The following is a 21,917-nucleotide window of genomic DNA, read 5'->3' as shown; positions in this document are numbered from 1 at the left end:
GCTTTGCTTCCTTGCACGGACATCGACCGTGACTTTTGCTCTTAGCGCCTAACGCAGCGTACAGGGACCGTCAAAAAGCTACGCTTTGGGCAGCCCCTGGAGCCGAAGTCTGCGTTTGCTGTGGATTGTTATGTGTTTTCACTGCGTTACAACCGCGACAAATTTCCCAGCAGCATCAAACTTAAGTCCCAGTTCGCCAACCCAGAGATAGCCCTCTTTTTCAAAAGGCTCAATGTCGAGTTCTGAGGCGGTTTTAGCCGCATTGACAATTTCTTGCTGGCTTGCCTGCTGTGCAACAAGTGGAATAATTGCAATTGCTTGGTTAAAACCGCGCGCTGTGTGTTCCAAAGAGTCTTCGATGTATGTGAGTGTGACGCCATTGTCAAGCGTCCGGTACGCCCACCAAAGGTTGGAACCGACAAGCATCGTAATGAGTGCAAGAATTTTTGTCTTTGACGTGTTCATGCAGATTTACACATAATATTTGGTTAAGGGGCGGGCCTTAGCCCGCCCCAGTGAGCGAAGCGAACGATTTAAACCAGTTGTTAGGTATCACCGCGCTCTACTTGTGTAGCTGGCGATCAATCCAGCAGTCCCAATTTGTATGTCCGTCATCAAAGCCAATAGCCTTCATAATTGCAAGCGACACCAGCATTGAAAGACTAAACAGATATTCAGTGCAGTTTAAAGTTACCGTGTCATTGTTTATTTGAACTGTTTTCGAAAAATCACCTTGATGGAACAGAGCATTCCGAATGTGTAGATAGGTTGAAACTGAACGAGCCAGATCTTTCGGGTTGTCTTGATGAATGGCAAAGCCATAATTTTGAAGCGTTTTAGTTATTGGTACGGCTGCATTTTTACTCTGATAATCGTTCTGGGTTGCCCGTGCGAATGCCTCAAGCCCGGAAATCAAGAGAAAATATGAGATCTCTAGAAATGGCTGTCGTTGCCTAAATGTTTCGACGCACTTAAATAGGAGGGATTTGAAGCGCGTACTCTGGCAGAACTGCTCGTCAGCCAAATGATTCAATGCGAGCTCTATAAATAGCTGGCGTGAGTTTCGCCATGGATTGAAGGCATCTGAACCAAGTACGGCTCCTCCACCGTTGTTGCGTGGCCTCACGATGAGCTCTGATTCAAAGTAGTTCCTTGGGTTATCAGCGGCATCTTCAGCGTTTTCAGGCTCAGATGCTAGAACATCAAGATGCTCGATAAACGACAACACACATTCAAGTTGAAATAGCATTTCCTTGGTAAGTTCTGGCCCCGACACAGTTCCAGTGAGCTTGTGCGCGTTAAGGGTGCGTGCTAGTTTCTTCGCAGCGGTGTGGTCAGATTCGACTGGCTGAAATAGAAGGCCTGCCGCTGAAAAACATCTGGTAAATTCGAAACCATACAGTGCGGATGTCTGGGGCATTTAGTGTCAGAGCCTAACGTTTGGTTAAGGGGCCGGCTTTAGCCGGTTCAGAATGAGCGAAGCGAACGACTTGAGACAATTGTTAGGCTTTTGTCATTTGTGCATGTTTGAGTGCATGCTAAATGACCCCGTTCTTTTTTAGAATTTCTATTGCTGCTATTTCTTTCTCCGACAGGCCTTTTGCTTCTTTAAGGTAGAGTTGAATCATTTCTTCTGCTTTGGCTTTAATTTCTTGCTCTGTAGCCTCTGGCCCGAGCTCTCTTTTGGCTGATGAGGTGAGTAGCTCTTTCGAGGGAATTATTGCAAGAGGTGCCACAAACTCATTTTCCATTTCGTTCAGAAAAAAGCCTCTGACGCCAAATACTCTGTGGAAGTGAGTATGTTCCTTGATATTTAATCGAATGAAGTCGGCGTACTCTGCAATCAGATTTTTGCGTGCCATTGATGAGCCGGTATAAAAACCGGCGGCCATTCCTGCGACAAATATTATTACTGTCAGTATGTCCATGGTTCCTCGCCTAACGTTTGGTTAAAGGGCCGGCTTTAGCCGGTCCCGAGTTAGCAAAGTGAACGGCCTTGAACCAGTTGTTAGGCAGAGATGCCTGAGCCGACACGTTGCTGATTGCGGCACCATGACCGAGCCGCTGCGGAGATTCAAGTGCGAACAACCAAGCAGGAAAACACCTGTGCACGGCGATTGAGCGCCAGCCAGGGCGGCAACTAGGCGGGAGCCTGCACGATGATCACGGCGAGTTTGCAAGCCGCGAAGAAGTTGCGAAGAAAATGCTGAATGTGCGGCGGCTAAACAAACTTCCATGTGTTGCACCGAGTTTAAAAATTAATAATACCTAACGATTAAGCTAAGGGGCGGCGGAACGCCGTCCCAGCGAACGAAGTGAGCGCTTTGTTAGGCAGCGAAACAGTATGTGGAGAAATCATTTCTTTTTCCCTCCTCCAAATGAACCAGCCACGCAATATGTCATTAAGTCATTTGCTTTGTTTTTACCATGTGCTGGCAGCGGATCGTTCTTTCCCTCACTGATACCAACAGCCATGCAGCCACTACAGATGTGTAGATAGCCTTGGTTCGTGATTGCACCATATAGCTCGCCCAGGCGGCTGCAGCGTCGGCAGCTTCCTTGAGCGTTTAGCTTTTCTGGCTTTCCTTCGATTCGAAAGAGCTTCTGACGTTTACGCTTGGCCATTTTTAGCTGCCTAACGTTTGGTTAAGGGGCGGGCTTTAGCCCGTCCCAGTGAGCGTAGCGAACGATTTGAGCCATTTGTTAGGCTTCTGACGTGGTAGTAGGCAAAGGGTCGAATGACATTTTACTAAATGAAGGTGAACCATTTTTCAATTTGCTACGCCATTGAGTAACGAGCTCTTCTGTAGTCGAGACATCTGCGCCACCATTAACGCTGTTTTTGCAAGTTACTATGCCTTTGGATGTAAGCCTTACAAGTTGTACTTTCCCGACCTTACGGGTCTTCTCTAACCAGCCTTGGCTATTAAGCCAATAACTAACGGCTGATGGGCTCATTAATTTATTGAGTATGTCACGGCGCATTTCCCCTTTGGACAAAGTGTCGGCATCTCCTTGTGCTAGGTAAAAAGCTGCGATGGTTCGCCCACGACCACTGGGTGTTAACGGGTTTTCATAGGTTCCTGGAAGGTAAAACTCAATAGGCGACATATGTTCTCCGTGATGCCTAACGCTTGAGTTAAGCCGTGCCGCGAAGCGGCGTCGGCTTGAATGAATTGTTAGGGGGCAGACTATAGCCAATCATGGGCGATCGCCATGCCAGCCAAAAAGAAAGTAAGAGCTGCACTGGCCATTGTTACGATATGAACGACGGCGAACCATTTGCGCCGAAGCGCAAGTACCGAAGGAACCAGTAGGACCGTAGTCAAAGTCAAACCTACAATAGGTACGTAATCAGCTAGCTGCCACTTCTCAACGCCTGGAGTGGCCGACAAACAGCAAGCGAGGCTGAACGCCACAAGAGCGAAGAGATTTGGTAAGCAAGCCATCAGCCTGCGACCAGGCAGAGCATTGAATGCTAGAAATGGAACCGGAGCAATCATAACGATGCAACTGGGAAAGGCTTGTTCGGCAGTGAAGAGAAAGTAGCCCCAATCCATGGCCTCGCTCCCCCTAACGTTTGGCTAAGGGGCGGCCGCTTGCGGACGTCCCGAGTGAGCGAAGCGAACGACTTGAGCCAATTGTTAGATTGCCCAGCCGTACGTGGCAAGCGAGGCCAGCGCGGAGCTCACCGACTGGAGCGCACGGCGCGTCGGTTTTGGCCCGGAAGGTTATTTGTGATGTGCGCATTCTCTGAAAGCAACTCCTTTGCTGAGCACAAATAACGGCCTCTATTGTCAGGCGACCATTCGATTCAGGGACACCGCGGCGGTGCGGTGATTGTGTTTCCTGGCTCGGCGCTGAAACCCAATATTGCCCTTGCGCCTAACGTTTGGTTAAGGGGCTGCGGAACGCAGCCCCGAGTGAGCGAAGCGAACGACTTGAACCATTTGTTAGGTGAGTTGGTCAATCACCCTTGCTCTTTAAATAAGCCTCTTTTGCCTTGTTTCGCTTTAGTTCTTTTGCTGCTTCTTCATGCATTTTTTGTGTTTGGGTTTTCTTGGCTTCTCGGATTGTTATCTCCGGGGTTCTCTTTAAAGCTTGAGACCAGCCGCGCTCAAAAATATCATGTTCTAGAGAACCAGGAGGATAAGGGTTTTCATACTTTCCTTTGTTTGAAAAATAACGTTTCCTTCCTTCTTGGTACGCGGGATGATCATGAGCGTTGTTCATGACTTTCACCTAACTATAAGTAGACGACAGAAGTGGCGTAGCATTTTCCGCCGCATGTGTCGCATAACGCTCCACGCATAAGTCTAACTCCATGAAAATTAACAAGGGACGTGCAGATCAGCGACAGTGTAGGAAACCACCGCTGCAGCGAAATATTACTACCTCCAGGCTGACAGACAAGCCCAGCGCCTACAAGGCCGTATGGCGCCAGGCATAGGCAAGCCACTGCTCTACATTTTTTTTGCGGTGTGACGCGATGGGCGTATGCCGGACATGAGACACAGATAGTTCTTCCACTCTCATAGAACGAGCAGTAGAGTGGCACTGTGACCTCCCCTACCGAACAAAAGGCCGATCCATGTCCAAACTTGCTGAATTCAAAGCTCTTGAAGCTCAACTCGCCGCTCAACTTAAGCAGCTCGATGAGCTGAAGAACGATGGTGAGCTGCAGCGTGAAATTGAGTTCGAGGAGAAACTGCGCAAGTTGATGGCTGAGTACGGCGTCAGCTTGAAAGGCATCATTGCTCTTCTAGATCCCCAGGCCAGCTCAAGCGTAAATGCTTCTGCCCCTGCTCGCGGCCAGCGTCGCCAACGCCAAGTCAAAGTGTATAAGAACCCCGAGACCGGCGAGGTTGTGGAAACGAAGGGTGGCAACCACAAAGTGCTGAAAGCGTGGAAAGAGCAGTACGGTGCACAGAAGGTAGATGAATGGCTGCAGTAGCTCGACGCACGAGAAGATGACAAAGCCAGGCAAATGCCTGGCTTTTTTGCTGCAGGGCAATACGCCCATCAAGGCGTTTCTGACTCAATCCGTATGACCGCTACGGCACGTGGTCACTGGGTCCAGCCCATCGCTACCGGCTACCTCTGCTAGTACCGAATCCTCGCTGGCGATCTCCGTAGGACTTAGTAGCTGCCTTGCACAGGTAGCTCGCTCGATAGAACAACTCAGGCAGTGCGTCCTTATCACCAGAGCGAACATTCCGGTCGACTCGGTATTCAGCACTCTCCGGGATATGCACCAGCGCCCTCGCCTGCTCGTCCGGTATGCCCAGAGCATTAGCCCAAGACTCTTCCATCCGACTGATCATGTTCACTCTCTCTGACCCCAGCCGACCTACCGTGTAATAGGCATCCCGATTCAGCAGGATCAGCAGGTGGTAGTGCTGCCTACCGGACTCACCTATCTCCCTCGCCCATACGTATCGGACATTACAGTCACGGGCATACCTACTGCGCTTACGCAGCCTGTGTTGGTCATATCGGATCTTTCTCGTGAAAGACTCGAAGAACCGGCTGATGACTCGGTTCGTATAGGTGGAGTCAGGCAGATCTCCCTCCTGAGGAAGCCTGAGATCCACCCTGAATGCCAATACCCTAGGGTACTCATCCATAGCCGATTCAATAGTACGTTTCAGATCAGCGAGGTACTCCTTAACAAAGGGCCCTTTATCGACCATCACTGGTAGACCTTCGTAGGTCTCGTCGTAGTGGAGGTGGAGGTTGTTGTTATCTGGATGGCGAGTAGGCTTGCTAGCAGAGATAGGCATGGCTATGAGGTCTCTTAGGTTGAGTTCATAACCAGTGCTGCGCTGTGTGAGTCTTTACTGCTATCTCATCGCTAGCACCACGTCATCCCTGAGGTGAAACGCAACTAACCTCTCATGGCCTACCAAGCGTGATAGACAACTGATCATCTGGATCAGTCATACACCCGCAGGTGCGTAGGTGAGTACTAGAAGGGTCTCTGGTGAATAGGTGGTAGGTAGTAGAGGTAATCTGGGAGGTGATAGAAAGCATATTACCCGCACCGCAAATCACCTCTCCCCCAAGCAGGGGAAATCCACTTTTATCTCCCGGCCAACGAAGCATTTTTTGCTGAAAGGGTATTCCGGAAATAAACCAGCCCAAAGTCCGTGTCCAACCCCCTGGACTCGACCGAGGCGGCGGGAGACAGCACCACCCCTGCGTCTCAGGTCTACCTAATGACCCACGGGCTAATCAGCATAATCGCCATGACCAGCTACGGCTGGTCATGGCGTAAACGTGTCTTAGCTGGCCATTTTCAGAAGGCTAGTGGCTTGGACCACATGACCCTCTGCCAAATCTCGCTCCTCGATGCGGGCAAGAATCCAGTCCTGTACTTCACTCTCAACCCACCCGACACAGCGGTCGCCTAGCGGAACGGGTTTAGGGAAAGTCCCTTCCACGATGTGCTTGTAGATAGTCGACCGAGCTAGCCCGGTGGACTCAATAACTTCTTTTAGGCGAATGATCCTCATGAACGGGTCTCCTCGTGGTTCGTTCAGAGGATTCCCTTGCCGAGTGAAGCTCTACAGCTATATCCCTAAGCTATTGACTCATCAGAATTCCAGCGAATTAGATCCATTTCCCATTTGCCATAGGGAAGTATCCAGACACGCTCTTCCTCGTTGATATGATAGTCTGCAATGTAATGATCAGCTAAATAAACAGCCCATTCGGCCAGATCCTTACAAAGCAACTCAAAATCCACCCCATCTGCCTTGTTAGGTGAGTCAGCTCGCAGGGTAGACATTATCAACTCACCGACCGCCGCCTTATCCTCCAGGCGTATCGTCCACCTCAACGTAGATAGAGCGATTGAGATAAATCTATGCAACATAAGCCAAACGCCAAGCATAGACTCTCGAGATACTTTGAACCCTTTTTGCCTGGACAGACTTCCCTTAGCACTCGAAAAGTGCCCCCCTCCCACACTGAAAGTCTCGTAGACACGCTGCTCTTTAGCACTTGGCAGCAAATCATGGCTCAAAATGAAACTACTTTTCACCTTGCCACCAGGAAATCTTGCGGAAGCAAACCCTGGCGCGTGAAACATCACCAACCTAAGTTCCTCTAGAATGGACAAGCGATTGCGAACCCTATCGCCATTAAGCCCTGTCATCCTTTGTAGATCTGATCTGCTAACACCTACCACCAACCCCACATCATTGGCGTGATCTAGCAGAACAGCCAGAAGAAGTCGATTGAGTACGCCTTGTTTAAGCTTTTTCAGGACAATCTCCGCTGCTATCAAAAGCTCTCCACCATTCTGCTGAGATACGCCAGGTGATCGTTCAACGCCTAAAAAAAGCCCATCAAACAACGATGAGAAAGGGGACTCTAAAGGCTTCAAGTCATTCCGAACCTCACCACTCACTTGGTAGCTGATTGGCGGTCGCCCTCTTCTCTCAGTGACTGCGGATAGCCGGATCAGCAGCCCAGCACTCACCAAGTCATCCACTCCCACTGAGACGAAGTTCTTCGTCAGCCTCAACCTTCTAGCCAAGTCATTCTTCTTGCCATTCCATAGCTCCCCCCTTACAGCCATGCGAAGCACTGCCTCAATCAAGAACCTAGCTTCTGGACCCACGCCCCAAAGGCGCCTCTCCAGACCTTCACTTCGGATATGAAGCCCTGAGACGATCATAGACCTCCATTAAAAATACGATTTTAATACCTATTAAAATAGCCCATCATCACGTAACGCAAACAGTTACGTGACAATTTTACCACTATCGTGACGTCACGATTAAAATAAAATACAATAAAAGAAACCTTAAATATCTAAAAATATTTATATCATAATTATTATAATCAACATCAATCACAGGACTACTAAATGATAAAAAAACTCAAGCTACTAAGAGCCAGCGACTATAGCTGGGCAATAAATTACTTACTATCAAATATAGAAGACCGAGAGATCGCGAGAGAGATCAGAACATCGAATAGAGATCTTTTATCTATAGAGAACGCTATTGACTCACTGGAAAAGACGGCCACCGGAAGATTCAGAATATCTAAAATGCAGGCAGCACTAAGACAGAGAAGACGTAGGGACGCAGAAAAATACAATGACCCCTTAACATTCGTACTTCCCCAAGAAACCGTTAACCAGATAAAAAAAATCGCAAAGAGAAAAAACATTACAGAAACAGATGTAATAGCAATTTCCGTCATGGAGCTTAACGAGGAAACAGAGTTTCACAGCCGGCAAATCAGAAAGATACAAGCAGCCGAGCAACGAACAAACATTCAATTAAGGGAAAATATACGCAGCTACAAGAAAAGGCTCGATGCAGCTCTCGAACTCCTAGAACAACAAATAAGGCAGTTATTAAACACAGAAATAATAACAAGCAAAGACCTGCCAAGCCCCGAGAAAATCAAAGAGCTCGAAGGGAAAATAAATAAAGAGCTGCACAAGAAAATGTACGCAGCCCGAAAATATATCGAAGCATCAGGAGTAATGTATGGAGAAACGTAATATAATGAAAATACTAACAAATTCAGAGAATCGACAGTATATCTATACTCGCCGACGGCCGAGTTAATAGAGTGATAACTATATTTTTCTCGAGATCACTGAAACAACTCAGTGTTCAATCGAATTTTTCTGACTCAGAACGAGAAATGCAAACTTGGTTTGGTGCCTCGGCAGAAAGCCGAACCCTACTACATCAAAGGATTCAAATAGGGTAATACCCTGATGCAAAAGCAGCCGAGAGTACTTTTCGATATCAACACCTGAGTCGATAGTCAGACAGATTTCTTCACCAGAACGGCTAAGACGATCAGCATTGCTAATGCTCGAAGTTGCATTTCATTAGGGGGCAGCGTTCCAGTCGGTGTAGAACATAGCACCTACGAGGTAGACAAAAAGCTAAGGGCTGGATAACACGAGAAAGTGGGGGATATTTTCGAAATGAGCCCTTGAATTCCGCACCCTCCCTGCTCTCCCACGTGGAATTACCAGCATTGAAGTCGGGCCGCAGGCCTGCTTACACAGGTGATCGAAGAGTCTCTGCTCAAGCTCGGCTCGAAAAGCAAAGCTAGTTAACTAATTCTTCGCAGCCTGCGCTGATGATCGAGATTGAACTGTGAAATGAAGATGCTGGCCGGCGGGAGCAGATTATCAGTGAGGGGCATTCACGATGATGAAGCCAAGCCATCCTCCGGGACAAAGATCCAGCCTTCATGGCGTGGAACATCCACACATGGCTGTGCCAGTTGCTCTGGCTGAAAATGGAACAACCAGGCTATCAGCGCACAGGTCAGCGCATCCTCTTGGTCCACATGCTCCAATCCCCAATTTTTGTCAGCGCCCTGGAAAACGCTCGTCCGAAGTCCTTCCAGAGTCGAGGAACGCTTGCAGGAAGCCGGATAGGCCTCAATGGCGCTTAGCAGGTGATTGTCTGTCCACACACCGCATTGCTCGATATCAGGAGCAAAGCGGGCAAGTGCGTGCATCCCCTTGGTCGCCTGACTGCCGATCATGTCCTTGACTGCCGATAGAGGGCTGAGCCCCCTTTCAAACAGGAAGCGTTCGGTCTGCCGGAAAAGGTAGGGATTGCTTGAAGAGCCCTCGACTGCATCTACAGCCCGCCCATGCACCAGCAGCTCAATGAAAGCAGTGGAAAACCCAAGCGGTGTATCGATCGCTAGCACGACGGGGGCGGCGCGGAAGCCTGACGCATCAAGTGCGCAGTATCCGAGTAGCCGTGAGATGAAATCTGCGCTGTCTGAAGCCTGGTTGATGCACCTACGAAGGTTTCCGCGCCAGGGTTTGCCTATGAGCTGGCACTGGGAATTGAGCACCGCCAAGGCATCCCGACTGGCAGGATTCTTGTCGCAGTTCCAGCCCCCCCACATCCCACCCAATGAATATCGGTGACGATGTCAGAGGCATCATTTCTCGCCTTTGAACAGCTTAAAGCTGACCCGATAACGATAGAACTCGATATTGCTCGTCACGCTCAGCGCGCGCCGCAAGCGCAGGTCATCTTCGAGGGCAATGATGACACCACGCACCTGCTGGTGGGGTTCGGCCAACTCATCTTTGACATAGCCCATGTAGCGCTGGATCTGCCCGACCACCGTGTCACTGGCTCGACCACGCTTGAGCTCAACGATCAGGAGAGTCTGGCCATCCTTGCTGATTGCCAATATGTCAATTGGGCCGGTATCAGATGGATACTGGCGGCCAACAGGGTCTCCTTCTTCGGTAAAGATATCGAAGTCTTTACCCATATCGGTAAGCGCCCAGTTGGCCACCAGGAACTCTTCCAGGTGTTTCTCCAAAGCAAAGACCGTCGGATCCTCTACCCAGGCATCGCCGTACATCTGCGCAGGCGGCTGCTTGCCTGCCAGTAGGCTTGCAAGCTCCTCTGCATGCTTGCTGATGTCACTCACGGTGCCGATGGAGCCGGTCGAGTTCTTCAACGGCTGACTCATCTCATCACGGGCAATAACCTGGTCAAACCATCGAATCCTCCGACGATGAGAAAGACTACCCGCCGGAACGTAGTAGTAGTCCGAGATGACCTCTCCAACGTAATACTGCCCGGCGCCATTTGGGCAAACGACAATGTCGCCTTGACGCATCCCCTTGCATACGGTGTGCAACATTCCGCAGGCAAGCCCCGCTGCGATCTTCGATTTACCGGGGTTAGCCTGCAGATAGACTGGGATGAACTGGTGATTAAAGTCGCGCCAACTCTCTGGCAAGCTAGCAGACAAATCCTGATCAATGCTCCAGTTAGCGGCGATAAAGCCACCCTGGTAGCACTCGGAGGCGTATACCGACTTGGCACCAGCCATGATGCGGTAATAACTACGATTCGGGGTCATTGAGCGTCCATGTCAGTGTGGTTGATCAGGCGATCCCGCAGTATGCCTCAGTCAGCGAGTCATAGGCCGCCCCCCCTGCCGACAACCACAGTTGACGATCAGGACAGTCCTTAAGCAACTCCCCGCCCCTCAGGGACAGACCAGCTAGTTCTTTTCGGATCCAGCTGAGGACCGAGCTTCTCGGTGGGGCAAAAAGTGGGGCAAATTTCGAAGCACTCAAAACCCTTCAGGCATAAAAAAATCCAGTCACCGCTAAGTGACTGGATTTTCTAGGGTTTTTTGGTCGGGACGGAGTGATTCGAACACTCGACCCCTTGCACCCCATGCAAGTGCGCTACCGGGCTGCGCTACGCCCCGACGATGCTTCCGAGTTACCTGAAGCGGGGAGGACTTTACAATAAGCTGCTGAATTGTGGAAGTTTTTTTTACCGCCGAGGGCTTACTTGCGAAGCACCAGCAGAACATCCTCGAGCTCGGCAATCATCTGCCGAATCAGCTGCTTGTACTGGGTGGTGTCGTCCTTGGCTTCATCGCCGGAGAGACGCTGACGCGCCCCGCCGATGGTGAAACCCTGGTCGTACAGGAGCGCTCGGATCTGGCGAATCATCAGCACGTCTTGGCGCTGATAGTAGCGACGGTTACCCCGCCGTTTCACCGGATTGAGCTGAGGAAACTCCTGCTCCCAGTAACGCAAAACATGAGGCTTGACGGCACAGAGGTCGCTGACTTCGCCAATGGTGAAGTAGCGTTTGCCAGGGATAGGCGGCAGCTCGTCGTTATGACTTGGTTCCAGCATATGCCTCTACTCTGGCCTTCAACTTCTGGCCCGGACGAAAGGTGACAACACGGCGAGCCGTGATCGGGATTTCTTCGCCTGTTTTGGGATTGCGGCCCGGGCGCTGACGCTTGTCGCGCAGGTCGAAATTGCCGAAACCGGACAATTTGACCTGTTCGTTGTCTTCCAGCGCGTGGCGGATTTCCTCGAAAAACAGCTCCACCAACTCCTTGGCTTCCCGCTTATTCAGGCCAAGCTCTTCATACAGACGTTCCGCCATCTCAGCTTTCGTCAGAGCCCCCATACGCTACTTCCTTAACGTGGCGTTGAACCTTTCTTCCAGCGAGGTGATGATGTTTTGCGTAGTTGTATTCACCTCATCGTCGTTAAGAGTGCGCGATGGATGTTGCCAGGTCAAGCCAACGGCCAGGCTTTTTCTATGTGGATCAATGCCTTTACCGTGATACACGTCAAACAGTCTGAGGTCCGTCAGCCATTCGCCCGCGGCCTCGCGGATGGTGGCGAGCACGGCTTCGGCCGGCTGCTCGCGATCCACCAGCAGGGCCAGGTCGCGGCGCACCTCGGGGAAGCGTGACAGCTCGCTGAACGCCGGCATGCACCCGGTGGCCACTTCGGCCAGTACCAGCTCGAAGAGGAATACCGGCTGATCCAGACCCAGGGTCTTGGCCAGTTCCGGGTGCATTGCACCGAGGAAACCAACCAGGCGCCCTTCCCGCTCGATACGTGCGGTCTGGCCCGGGTGCAGGGCCGGATGCTCGCCCGGCACGAAGCTGAAGGCATCGGCGGCGCCGGCATAGCCCAGCAGCGCTTCGACGTCGGCCTTGAGGTCGTAGAAGTCCACGCTCTCACGATCGTTGGCCCAGGCTTCCGGCAGGCGGCTGCCGCTGATCACGCCGGCCAGCATGGCTTCCTGCTTCAGGCCTTCGAGCTGGCCGATGAAGCGCAGGCCGCTCTCGAACAGGCGCACGCGCGACTGCTGACGGTTGAGGTTGTGCTCCAGCGCCTTGACCAGGCCCGGCCACAGCGAAGAACGCATGGCTGCCATGTCGGCGGAGATCGGGTTGGCCAGCTGCAGCGGCGCCACGCCCGGATTGAACAGCTCGAACAGCTTGGGATCGATGAAGCTGTAGGTGATGGCTTCCTGATAACCGCGAGCGACCAGCAGGCGACGCAGGGCCGGCAGCTCGGCACGGGCTTCGGCCTTGGCCTGCGGGGCCAGGCGAGCCTGCGGGTAGCGCACCGGCAGACGGTTGTAGCCGTACAGGCGACCCAGTTCTTCGATCAGGTCCACTTCCAAGCTGATGTCGAAGCGGTGGCTCGGCACGCTGACCTGCCACTGACCGGCGCCCTGGGCGACGGTGCTCAGGCCCAGCGCATTGAGCAGGCGCTCAACCTCGGCGCCGTCCATGTCCATGCTCAGCATCTGGCTGATGCGCTCGGCACGCAAGGTGATCGGCGCGACGTTCGGCAGGTCGGCAGCGCTGGCCACTTCGATGATCGGACCGGCTTCGCCGCCGACGATCTCCAGCAGCAGAGCGGTGGCGCGCTCCATGGCGCTACGCGCCAGCTGCGAGTCCACGCCGCGCTCGAAGCGGTGCGAGGAATCGGTGTGCAGGCCATAGGAACGAGCCTTGCCGGCCACCGAGATGGTGTCGAAGAAGGCGCTTTCCAGGAACAGGTCGCGAGTCTTGTCGCTGACGCCGCTGTGCTCGCCACCCATCACGCCGGCGATGGCCAGGGCGCGGTTGTGGTCGGCGATTACCAGGGTGTCGGCGCGCAGGCTGACTTCCTGGCCGTCCAGCAGGACCAGCTTCTCGCCCTCTTCCGCCATACGTACGCGGATGCCGCCGTTGATCTCGGCGAGATCGAAGGCGTGCATCGGCTGGCCGAGCTCGAGCATCACGTAGTTGGTGATGTCGACAGCGGCGTCGATGCTGCGGATGTCGGAACGACGCAGGCGTTCGACCATCCACAGCGGGGTCGGCTTGGACAGGTCGACATTACGGACGACGCGGCCCAGGTAGCGCGGGCAGGCCTTGGATGCAAGTACTTCGACCAGGCGCATTTCGTCATGCGCAGCCGCGACCGGAGCGACGGATACAGTCGTTACCGGAGCGGCATAGATGGCGCCGACTTCGCGGGCCAGACCGGCCAGCGACAGGCAGTCACCGCGGTTGGGGGTCAGGCCGATCTCGATGCTGGCATCGTCCAGACCGAGGTAGTCGCGCAGGCTCTGACCGACCGGGGCGTCTGCCGCCAGCTCCATCAGACCGCTGTTCTCATCACTGACCTGCAGCTCGGAGGCCGAGCAGAGCATGCCCTGAGACTCCACGCCGCGCAGCTTGGCCTGCTTGATCTTGAAGTCGCCCGGCAACTCGGCGCCGATCATGGCAAAGGGAATCTTGATGCCGGCGCGGGCATTGGGCGCGCCGCAGACCACCTGGAAGGTGGCGCTGCCGTTGCTGACCTGGCACACGCGCAACTTGTCGGCGTCCGGGTGTTGTTCGGCGCTGAGGATCTCGCCCACCACCACACCGCTGAACTGGCCGGCGACCGGGATCACGGCGTCCACTTCCAGGCCGACCATGGACAGGCGGGCCACCAGCTCGTCGCGCGAAACTGCCGGGTTCACCCAGCCGCGCAGCCACTGTTCACTGAATTTCATGCTGTCTGTTCTCCATTAAGCGAATTCGATACGGGGTGTGCGGCTAGCGGAATTGCGCCAGGAACCGCAGGTCGTTATCGAAGAACAGGCGCAAGTCATTGACGCCATAACGCAGCATGGCCAGACGCTCGACGCCCATGCCGAAGGCGAAGCCGGAGTACTTCTCCGGATCGATGCCGGACATGCGCAGGACGTTCGGATGCACCATGCCGCAACCCATCACTTCCAACCAGCCAGTCTGCTTGCACACACGGCAACCCTTGCCGGAGCACATCACGCACTGCATGTCGACTTCGGCCGACGGCTCGGTGAAGGGGAAGAAGGACGGGCGGAAACGCACGCCCAACGGCTTCTCGAAGAACACGCGGAGGAACTCCTCGATGGTGCCCTTGAGGTCGGCAAAGCTGATGCCCTCGTCGATCAGCAGGCCTTCGACCTGGTGGAACATCGGCGAGTGGGTGATATCGGAGTCGCAGCGGTACACGCGGCCGGGGCAGACGATGCGGATCGGCGGCTGCTGCGATTCCATGGTGCGCACCTGGACCGGCGAGGTGTGGGTGCGCAGCAGCATGTTCGCGTTGAAATAGAAGGTGTCGTGCATCGCCCGCGCCGGGTGGTGGCCGGGGATGTTGAGGGCTTCGAAGTTGTGGTAGTCGTCTTCGACTTCCGGACCCTCGGCCACGTTGTAGCCGATATGGGTGAAGAACTGCTCGACGCGCTCGAGGGTGCGGGTGACCGGGTGCAGGCCACCGGAGGCCTGGCCGCGGCCCGGCAGGGTTACGTCGATACGCTCGGACGCCAGCTTCTCGGCGAGCAGGGCCTGCTCAAGCACGGATTTGCGGGCGTTCAAGGCATCCTGAACTTGGTTCTTGGCCGTGTTGATCAGGGCACCGGCCTGCGGGCGCTCCTCGGCCGACAGCTTGCCCAGGGTCTGCATCAGAGCGGTCAATTCGCCCTTCTTGCCGAGATACTGGACCCGAAGCTGCTCCAGGGTGTTCACATCTGCGGTGCTTTGCACGGCCTCAAGCGCTTGCGAGACCAATGCAGCCAGGTTTTCCATGTACGGACTCCAGATACGAAATAGGGGAAGAGCTTGAAGGCTCTTCCCCTATCTTTGACGTTGCCACCGGGCATGCCCGGTGATTGTCGGGGGACTTAAGCCAGAACGGCCTTAGCTTTCTCGACAATCGCAGCAAACGCCGCTTTTTCGTTCACTGCCAGATCGGCCAGAACCTTGCGGTCGATTTCGATCGACGCTTTTTTCAGGCCAGCGATCAGACGGCTGTAGGACAGACCGTTGACGCGAGCACCAGCGTTGATACGAGCGATCCACAGAGCGCGGAACTGACGCTTGCGCTGACGGCGGTCACGGTAGGCGTATTGGCCTGCCTTGATCACAGCCTGCTTGGCAACGCGGAACACGCGCGAACGCGCGCCGTAGTAGCCTTTGGCGAGTTTCAGGATTTTTTTGTGACGAGCACGAGCGATAACGCCACGCTTAACACGAGCCATGAGTAATTACCTCTAAAGTATCTTGACCGAATTAACGAACGCGCAGCATGCGCTCGACTTTTGCCTTGTCCGACGGATGCATCAGTTCGCTACCGCGAAGTTGACGCTTACGCTTGGTGGACATTTTGGTCAGGATGTGGCTCTTGAAAGCGTGCTTGTGCTTGTAGCCGGCAGCAGTTTTCAGGAAACGCTTAGCCGCGCCGCTTTTGGTTTTCATCTTTGGCATGTTTGGTACTCCGCATTCATTAACAACTGATAACCATCAGGCCTGCCAGTGCCCGGGAGGTTATTTACGCTTCTTGGGAGCGATGACCATCATCAGCTGGCGTCCTTCCAGCTTAGGATGCTGTTCTACGGTGCCGATTTCGGCGAGGTCGGTTTCGACCCGCTTCAACAGCTCCATACCCAGCTCCTGGTGGGCCATCTCACGACCACGGAATCGCAAGGATACCTTGGCCTTGTCCCCTTCATTAAGGAAACGTACCAGGTTGCGTAGTTTTACCTGGTAATCCCCTTCTTCCGTCCCTGGACGAAACTTGATTTCTTTAATCTGCTGCTGGTGCTGGTTCTTCTTCGCGATAGCAGCTTGCTTCTTCTTCTCGAACAGGTGCTTGCCGTAGTCCATGATGCGGCAAACTGGCGGAACGGCGTCAGCAGAGATCTCTACCAGATCCAGCTTGGCTTCTTCAGCCACACGCAGTGCCTCATCAATCGAAACAATCCCGACCTGCTCGCCATCCGCGCCAATCAGGCGGACTTCACGTGCGGTGATGTTCTCGTTGATCGGTGCCTTTGGGACGGCCCGCTTATCCTGTCTCATTTCACGCTTAATAGTGATTACTCCGAATCTTGGCGACCACGCCGGGAAACCGCTTGCTTGAGCTGCTCGGCGAATTGTTCCAGAGGCATGGAGCCCAGGTCGACACCTTCGCGGGTACGCACAGCAACGGATCGTGTCTCAACTTCCCTGTCGCCAATAACCAGGAGATAGGGAACCTTGAGCAAAGTATGCTCGCGGATTTTAAAGCCGATTTTTTCGTTTCTCAAGTCCGACTTGGCACGGAATCCGCTTTGACCGAGAGTTTTCTCCACTTCCAGGGCGAAATCGGCCTGCTTGTCGGTGATATTCATTACCACCGCCTGGACCGGAGCCAGCCAGGACGGGAAGGCGCCCGCATAGTGCTCGATCAGCATGCCGATGAAGCGCTCGAAGGAACCGAGAATGGCACGGTGCAGCATTACCGGACGAATACGGCTGTTATCTTCGGCGATATAGCTGGCATCCAGGCGCTCTGGAAGGTTCGGATCGTACTGCAGGGTGCCGCACTGCCAGTTACGACCGAGGCAGTCCTTGAGGGTGAATTCGATCTTCGGACCATAGAAAGCGCCCTCGCCCGGCTGGTATTCCCACTCCAGGCCGGACTCGTTCAGCGCATCAGCCAGCGCACCCTCGGCGCGATCCCACAGCTCGTCGGAACCTACACGCTTGGCCGGACGAGTGGACAGCTTCATCGAGATATCGGAGAAGCCGAAGTCCGAATACACCTGCAGCGTCAGCTTGATGAAGTCGGCCGCTTCTTTCTTCACCTGATCTTCGGTGCAGAAGATATGCGCGTCGTCCTGAGTGAAGCCACGCACACGCATAATGCCGTGCAGCGCACCGGACGGCTCGTTGCGGTGGCAGGCACCGAACTCGGCCATGCGCAGCGGCAGGTCGCGGTAGGACTTCAGGCCCTGGTTGAAGATCTGCACGTGGCATGGGCAGTTCATCGGCTTCACCGCGTAGTCGCGGTTTTCCGAATTAGTGGTGAACATGTTCTCGGCGTAGTTGGACCAGTGCCCGGACTTCTCCCAGAGAATGCGATCGACCACCTGCGGGGTGCGCACTTCGACGTAGCCGTTCTCGCGCTGCACCTGGCGCATGTACTGCTCCAGCACCTGATAGACGGTCCAGCCGCTCGGGTGCCAGAACACCATGCCCGGCGCCTCTTCCTGCAGATGGAACAGGTCCAGCTGCTTGCCGATGCGGCGGTGATCGCGTTTCTCGGCTTCTTCGATGCGCTGGACGTATGCCGCCAGCTGCTTCTTGTCCGCCCAGGCGGTGCCATAAATGCGCTGCAGCTGCTCGTTTTTCGAGTCGCCGCGCCAGTAGGCACCGGAAATCTTGGTCAGCTTGAAGGACTTGAGGAAGCGAGTATTGGGCACGTGCGGACCACGGCACATGTCGACATATTCTTCGTGGAAGTACAGACCCATGGCCTGCTCGTCCGGCATATCGTCGATCAGGCGCAGCTTGTATTCCTCGCCACGCGCCTTGAACAGCTCGATCACCTCGGCACGCGGAGTCATCTTCTTGATGACGTCGTAATCCTTGTCGATCAGCTCAGCCATACGCTTTTCGATGGCTGCCATGTCTTCAGGCGTGAAGGGGCGATCGATGGCGATGTCGTAGTAGAAGCCTTCCTCGATCACCGGCCCGATCACCATCTTGGCGTTCGGATAAAGCTGCTTGACCGCATGACCGACCAGGTGCGCACAAGAGTGGCGGATGATTTCCAACCCCTCCTCGTCCTTCGGCGTGAGAATCTGCAGGGTCGCGTCGCTATCGATCAAGTCGCAGGCGTCCACTTGCTTGCCGTTGACCTTGCCGGCCAGGGTGGCCTTGGCCAGACCGGCACCGATGGACTGAGCCACCTCAAGCACGGAAACGGGACGATCAAACGAACGCTGACTGCCGTCGGGAAGAGTAATGATGGGCATGGCGCCTCCTCTCCTAGTGGTGACCCCTACCAAAGGTCACGTGGGTTGGGATGAGCCAGGAAGCGATCCGGCGATATGCCTGCCAGACGATGGCAGGAGCCTTGCGGCAAACCGGGACAGACCGCAGTCACTGGAGGTAAACGAATCGCGGATGCTTTCAGAAAGCTGCAGCCCTGACAAGCAGCCAATAAAAAAGGGGCCGTATAAACGACCCCTTTCGGATTTGGTAGGCACAATTGGACTCGAACCAACGACCCCCACCATGTCAAGGTGGTGCTCTAACCAACTGAGCTATGTGCCTGCAATGGAGGCGCATTTTAGGGATATTCATCGGAGTGTCAACATCTTTTTTTGCTAAGCCTCTGAAAAAGTGGATTTTTTGCCGCACAGCGGCACGTTGAAAATTTTGCACATAGGCTAGCCGGCAGTTTTTGACTCGGGTAGCATCGGGCTAGACCGTAAAAAATAAAAAACGCAGGTTAAAATATGACACACACCCCATACCCTCAGTCCTATTACGCCGCCTCGGCTACTCCGGCTCCGCAGCGCCCGTCCCTGCAAGGCGAGACAGAGACCGATGTCTGCATCATCGGCGCCGGTTATACGGGGCTGTCCACCGCTCTCTTCCTGCTGGAGAACGGTTTCAAGGTGACTGTGCTCGAGGCCGCCAAGGTCGGCTTCGGCGCTTCTGGCCGCAACGGCGGACAGATCGTCAACAGCTATAGTCGCGATATCGATGTGATCGAACGCAGCGTGGGGCCTAAGCAGGCCCAACTGCTTGGCCAGATGGCCTTCGAAGGCGGCCGCATCATTCGCGAACGCATTGCCAAATACGACATCCAGTGCGACCTGAAGGACGGCGGAGTGTTCGCCGCCAACACCCCCAAACACATGAAGCACCTCGAGTCGCAGAAGAAACTGTGGGAGCGCTACGGCCACACCCAGCTGGAGCTGCTGGACGAAAAGCGCATTCGAGAGGTGATAGATACCAATAGATATGTCGGCGGCATGCTGGATATGAGCGGCGGCCACATCCACCCACTGAATCTTGCCCTGGGTGAAGCTGCCGCGGTGGAGTCTCTGGGCGGCATCATTTATGAGCAGAGCCCGGCGATCCAGGTCGAGCGTGGCGCGAACCCTGTCGTACACACGCCGAACGGCCGGGTGAAAGCCAAGTTCGTGGTAGTTGCCGGCAACGCCTATCTGGGCAACCTGCTACCGGAGCTGGCCAGCAAGTCCATGCCCTGCGGCACCCAGGTGATCACCACCGAGCCGCTGTCCGACGAGCTGGCCAAGAGCCTGCTGCCGCAGGACTACTGCGTCGAGGACTGCAACTACCTGCTCGACTACTACCGCCTGACCAGCGACAAGCGCCTGATCTTCGGCGGCGGCGTGGTCTATGGTGCCCGCGATCCGGCAAACATCGAGGCGATCATCCGCCCGAAGATGCTCAAGACCTTCCCGCAGTTGAGGGACGTGAAGATCGACTTCGCCTGGACCGGCAACTTCCTGCTGACCCTGTCACGCCTGCCCCAGGTCGGTCGCCTCGGCGACAACATCTACTACTCCCAAGGCTGCAGCGGCCATGGCGTGACCTATACCCACCTGGCCGGCAAGATTCTGGCCGAGTCCCTGCGCGGTCAGGCAGAACGTTTCGATGCCTTCGCCACTCTCCCGCACTACCCCTTCCCAGGCGGCCGGATGTTCCAAGTACCCTTCAGCGCCATCGGTGCGTGGTACTACAGCCTGCGTGACAAGCTGGGCGTGTAATACGACCGCAAACGAAAACGGCGCCCGAGGGCGCCGTCCTTTATTTAGGGTGCAAATCAAATGGCCAGGATTGCCTGGGCCAGCCGCATATCACTCACCTGCAGGGTAGGCAGCTTGCCGCGGATATGCTGGAAGGCCGCTTCGAGATGAGCACCGCGGATGTCGCCCTGACTAGCGACGAAGCTGGCTGCATCATCCCTGGCCTCCCTGACCACCTTGTCATCACCGAATGTGGATGAGGTCACGTCGCTCGAGCCCTCCACCGAGTTAACCATCCCATCGGTGGTGACCACGAAGCTAGTAGCGCCCGCCTGCAGGCTCACCCCCAACGCCAGAGCAGCCAGCCAATATTTGCTTTGCATGATGCGCACTCCTGAATACTAGAACCGATCCTGGGCGGCAGGTTACCCGCGCGCTTGCACAAGGTATAGCAGCAAGGCGCCTAGCCCGCCCTACTCCTGTAGAATGCAGAGCACGCCCCGCTTTTCTCGCAGTCCACGGCCCCTTCATGCAAACACAACCCCCTCACCCAGAGCCATCCCGCCGCTTCTCCGTAGCGCCGATGATGGACTGGACTGATCGCCACTGCCGCTACTTCCTACGCCAGCTGTCCAGCCAGGCACTGCTCTATACCGAGATGGTCACCACAGGCGCCCTGCTGCATGGCGACACCCAGCGCTTTCTGCGTTATCACGACTGCGAGCATCCGCTAGCCCTGCAGCTGGGCGGTAGCAACCCTAAAGATCTAGCCGCCTGTGCACGCATCGCGCAGGAGCATGGCTACGATGAGGTCAACCTGAACGTCGGCTGCCCCAGTGATCGGGTGCAAAACAACATGATCGGCGCCTGCCTGATGGGCCACCCGCAGCTGGTGGCCGACTGCGTCAAAGCCATGCAGGACACGGTGAAGATTCCAGTGACGGTCAAACACCGCATCGGCATCAACGGCCGCGACAGCTACGCCGAACTGTGCGACTTCGTCGGCACACTACGCGAAGCTGGCTGCACCAGCTTCACCGTGCATGCACGCATCGCCATTCTCGAAGGCCTTTCACCCAAAGAAAATCGCGAGATCCCACCGCTGCGTTATGAGGTAGCGGAGCAGCTCAAGCAGGACTTCCCGTACCTGGAGATCATCCTCAACGGCGGCATCAAGACGCTCGAGGAATGCCGTCAGCACCTGCAGACTTTTGACGGAGTAATGCTGGGCCGCGAGGCCTATCACAACCCCTATCTTCTAGCGCAGGTCGATCAGCAGTTGTTTGGCCTGGATAAGCCGGTAATCAGCCGCGCCGAGGCGCTGACGCGCATGCGCCCCTATATCGAGCAGCACCTCGCCGAAGGCGGGGCGATGCACCACATCACCCGCCATGCGCTGGGCCTGGCACAGGGCTTCCCCGGCGCGCGACGCTTCCGCCAGCTTTTGTCGGTGGACGTGCACAAGACCCAGGACCCGCTGGCCCTGCTCGACCAAGCCATCGAACTGCTCGCAGGCCACTGAAAAGCCCGCGCCAGACGTTGAAGCGC

25 protein-coding genes and 2 tRNA genes are annotated in these 21,917 nt (G+C 55.0%); 4 read left to right on the top strand and 23 right to left on the bottom strand.

From position 1 onward, the window contains the following. Window positions 1-138 precede the first annotated feature (138 nt). The 7 genes from IB234_RS11765 to IB234_RS11735 all read right to left on the bottom strand — a co-directional run bounded on the left by IB234_RS11765 (window position 139) and on the right by IB234_RS11735 (window position 4,233). Window positions 139-465, bottom strand: a complete 327-nt coding sequence (locus IB234_RS11765) for a hypothetical protein (RefSeq protein WP_192317677.1) — start codon at window positions 463-465, stop codon at window positions 139-141. A gap of 97 nt (window positions 466-562) precedes the next feature. Beyond that, the gene (locus tag IB234_RS11760) at window positions 563-1,420 is read right to left on the bottom strand and encodes a hypothetical protein (protein WP_192317675.1); all 858 of its coding nucleotides are present in this window, start codon (window positions 1,418-1,420) and stop codon (window positions 563-565) included. A 118-nt stretch (window positions 1,421-1,538) separates the two neighbouring features. Further along, window positions 1,539-1,928, bottom strand: coding sequence for a hypothetical protein (locus IB234_RS11755; RefSeq protein ID WP_192317673.1), 390 nt, complete (start codon window positions 1,926-1,928; stop codon window positions 1,539-1,541). A gap of 427 nt (window positions 1,929-2,355) precedes the next feature. Further along, window positions 2,356-2,625 (bottom strand): hypothetical protein, encoded by a 270-nt coding sequence (locus tag IB234_RS11750; RefSeq protein ID WP_192317670.1) that lies wholly within the window; start codon window positions 2,623-2,625, stop codon window positions 2,356-2,358. Between the two features lie 78 nt (window positions 2,626-2,703). Beyond that, complete coding sequence (locus IB234_RS11745; protein WP_192317668.1) at window positions 2,704-3,111, bottom strand: hypothetical protein; 408 nt, start codon at window positions 3,109-3,111, stop codon at window positions 2,704-2,706. 80 nt (window positions 3,112-3,191) lie between these two features. Further along, a complete protein-coding gene (locus IB234_RS11740) occupies window positions 3,192-3,560 on the bottom strand; it encodes a hypothetical protein (RefSeq protein WP_192317666.1) in 369 nt (122 codons plus the stop codon). A gap of 406 nt (window positions 3,561-3,966) precedes the next feature. Beyond that, window positions 3,967-4,233, bottom strand: a complete 267-nt coding sequence (locus tag IB234_RS11735; RefSeq protein WP_192317664.1) for a hypothetical protein — start codon at window positions 4,231-4,233, stop codon at window positions 3,967-3,969. Between the two features lie 358 nt (window positions 4,234-4,591). On the opposite strand from IB234_RS11735, the gene IB234_RS11730 reads away from it, so the two are divergent. Next, window positions 4,592-4,954 (top strand): histone-like nucleoid-structuring protein, MvaT/MvaU family, encoded by a 363-nt coding sequence (locus IB234_RS11730; protein ID WP_192317662.1) that lies wholly within the window; start codon window positions 4,592-4,594, stop codon window positions 4,952-4,954. A gap of 133 nt (window positions 4,955-5,087) precedes the next feature. Here IB234_RS11730 and IB234_RS11725 read toward each other — a convergent pair whose 3' ends face one another. The 3 genes from IB234_RS11725 to IB234_RS11715 form a co-directional block, all read right to left on the bottom strand. Next, a complete protein-coding gene (locus IB234_RS11725) occupies window positions 5,088-5,783 on the bottom strand; it encodes an inovirus Gp2 family protein (protein ID WP_192317659.1) in 696 nt (231 codons plus the stop codon). A 501-nt stretch (window positions 5,784-6,284) separates the two neighbouring features. Continuing rightward, window positions 6,285-6,515: a helix-turn-helix transcriptional regulator gene (locus tag IB234_RS11720; protein ID WP_192317657.1), complete on the bottom strand. Its 231-nt coding sequence runs from the start codon at window positions 6,513-6,515 to the stop codon at window positions 6,285-6,287. Between the two features lie 65 nt (window positions 6,516-6,580). Further along, window positions 6,581-7,606, bottom strand: coding sequence for a hypothetical protein (locus tag IB234_RS11715; RefSeq protein WP_192317655.1), 1,026 nt, complete (start codon window positions 7,604-7,606; stop codon window positions 6,581-6,583). A 270-nt stretch (window positions 7,607-7,876) separates the two neighbouring features. On the opposite strand from IB234_RS11715, the gene IB234_RS11710 reads away from it, so the two are divergent. Next, window positions 7,877-8,524: a hypothetical protein gene (locus IB234_RS11710; RefSeq protein ID WP_192317653.1), complete on the top strand. Its 648-nt coding sequence runs from the start codon at window positions 7,877-7,879 to the stop codon at window positions 8,522-8,524. 662 nt (window positions 8,525-9,186) lie between these two features. On the opposite strand, the gene IB234_RS11705 is transcribed toward IB234_RS11710, so the two are convergent. The 12 genes from IB234_RS11705 to IB234_RS11650 all read right to left on the bottom strand — a co-directional run bounded on the left by IB234_RS11705 (window position 9,187) and on the right by IB234_RS11650 (window position 18,921). Beyond that, window positions 9,187-9,855, bottom strand: coding sequence for a hypothetical protein (locus IB234_RS11705; RefSeq protein ID WP_318652003.1), 669 nt, complete (start codon window positions 9,853-9,855; stop codon window positions 9,187-9,189). A 90-nt stretch (window positions 9,856-9,945) separates the two neighbouring features. Next, complete coding sequence (locus tag IB234_RS11700) at window positions 9,946-10,887, bottom strand: endonuclease NucS domain-containing protein (RefSeq protein ID WP_192317651.1); 942 nt, start codon at window positions 10,885-10,887, stop codon at window positions 9,946-9,948. A 280-nt stretch (window positions 10,888-11,167) separates the two neighbouring features. Then, window positions 11,168-11,244 (bottom strand) — tRNA-Pro (locus tag IB234_RS11695). Window positions 11,245-11,326: 82 nt separating this feature from the next. Further along, window positions 11,327-11,683 (bottom strand): MerR family transcriptional regulator, encoded by a 357-nt coding sequence (locus tag IB234_RS11690; RefSeq protein WP_043310659.1) that lies wholly within the window; start codon window positions 11,681-11,683, stop codon window positions 11,327-11,329. Then, entirely contained in the window at window positions 11,664-11,966 is a 303-nt protein-coding gene (gene ihfA, locus IB234_RS11685; RefSeq protein WP_002553164.1) for an integration host factor subunit alpha, read from the bottom strand. The genes IB234_RS11690 and ihfA overlap by 20 nt, the downstream gene beginning before the upstream one ends. Window positions 11,967-11,969: 3 nt before the next feature. Further along, window positions 11,970-14,348 carry a phenylalanine--tRNA ligase subunit beta gene (pheT, locus tag IB234_RS11680; protein WP_192317650.1) on the bottom strand — a complete coding sequence of 793 codons (2,379 nt, stop codon included), beginning with the start codon at window positions 14,346-14,348 and terminating at the stop codon, window positions 11,970-11,972. Window positions 14,349-14,391: 43 nt separating this feature from the next. Then, window positions 14,392-15,408 (bottom strand): phenylalanine--tRNA ligase subunit alpha, encoded by a 1,017-nt coding sequence (gene pheS / locus IB234_RS11675; protein WP_192317648.1) that lies wholly within the window; start codon window positions 15,406-15,408, stop codon window positions 14,392-14,394. Between the two features lie 95 nt (window positions 15,409-15,503). Beyond that, window positions 15,504-15,860 carry a 50S ribosomal protein L20 gene (gene rplT / locus IB234_RS11670; RefSeq protein WP_003243409.1) on the bottom strand — a complete coding sequence of 119 codons (357 nt, stop codon included), beginning with the start codon at window positions 15,858-15,860 and terminating at the stop codon, window positions 15,504-15,506. A 31-nt stretch (window positions 15,861-15,891) separates the two neighbouring features. Continuing rightward, window positions 15,892-16,086: a 50S ribosomal protein L35 gene (gene rpmI, locus IB234_RS11665; RefSeq protein ID WP_021701550.1), complete on the bottom strand. Its 195-nt coding sequence runs from the start codon at window positions 16,084-16,086 to the stop codon at window positions 15,892-15,894. A 60-nt stretch (window positions 16,087-16,146) separates the two neighbouring features. Next, on the bottom strand, window positions 16,147-16,698 hold the full coding sequence (infC, locus tag IB234_RS11660) for a translation initiation factor IF-3 (protein ID WP_192317831.1): 552 nt from the start codon (window positions 16,696-16,698) through the stop codon (window positions 16,147-16,149). Continuing rightward, window positions 16,698-18,620 carry a threonine--tRNA ligase gene (gene thrS, locus IB234_RS11655; protein ID WP_192317646.1) on the bottom strand — a complete coding sequence of 641 codons (1,923 nt, stop codon included), beginning with the start codon at window positions 18,618-18,620 and terminating at the stop codon, window positions 16,698-16,700. The genes infC and thrS overlap by 1 nt, the downstream gene beginning before the upstream one ends. Before the next feature lie 224 nt (window positions 18,621-18,844). Further along, window positions 18,845-18,921: transfer RNA gene (locus IB234_RS11650), tRNA-Val, on the bottom strand. Between the two features lie 185 nt (window positions 18,922-19,106). Here IB234_RS11650 and IB234_RS11645 point away from each other — a divergent pair. After that, window positions 19,107-20,390, top strand: a complete 1,284-nt coding sequence (locus IB234_RS11645; protein WP_192317645.1) for an NAD(P)/FAD-dependent oxidoreductase — start codon at window positions 19,107-19,109, stop codon at window positions 20,388-20,390. 56 nt (window positions 20,391-20,446) lie between these two features. Here IB234_RS11645 and IB234_RS11640 read toward each other — a convergent pair whose 3' ends face one another. Next, complete coding sequence (locus IB234_RS11640; protein ID WP_192317643.1) at window positions 20,447-20,752, bottom strand: DUF2388 domain-containing protein; 306 nt, start codon at window positions 20,750-20,752, stop codon at window positions 20,447-20,449. A gap of 146 nt (window positions 20,753-20,898) precedes the next feature. On the opposite strand from IB234_RS11640, the gene dusA reads away from it, so the two are divergent. Next, window positions 20,899-21,891 carry a tRNA dihydrouridine(20/20a) synthase DusA gene (gene dusA / locus IB234_RS11635; protein WP_192317641.1) on the top strand — a complete coding sequence of 331 codons (993 nt, stop codon included), beginning with the start codon at window positions 20,899-20,901 and terminating at the stop codon, window positions 21,889-21,891. Window positions 21,892-21,917 lie beyond the last annotated feature (26 nt).

Source organism: Pseudomonas sp. PDM16 (assembly GCF_014851865.1).
Lineage (GTDB): Bacteria > Pseudomonadota > Gammaproteobacteria > Pseudomonadales > Pseudomonadaceae > Aquipseudomonas.
Note: the sequence above shows the minus strand (reverse complement) of the source record. Positions and strands in the feature narration are given on the sequence as shown.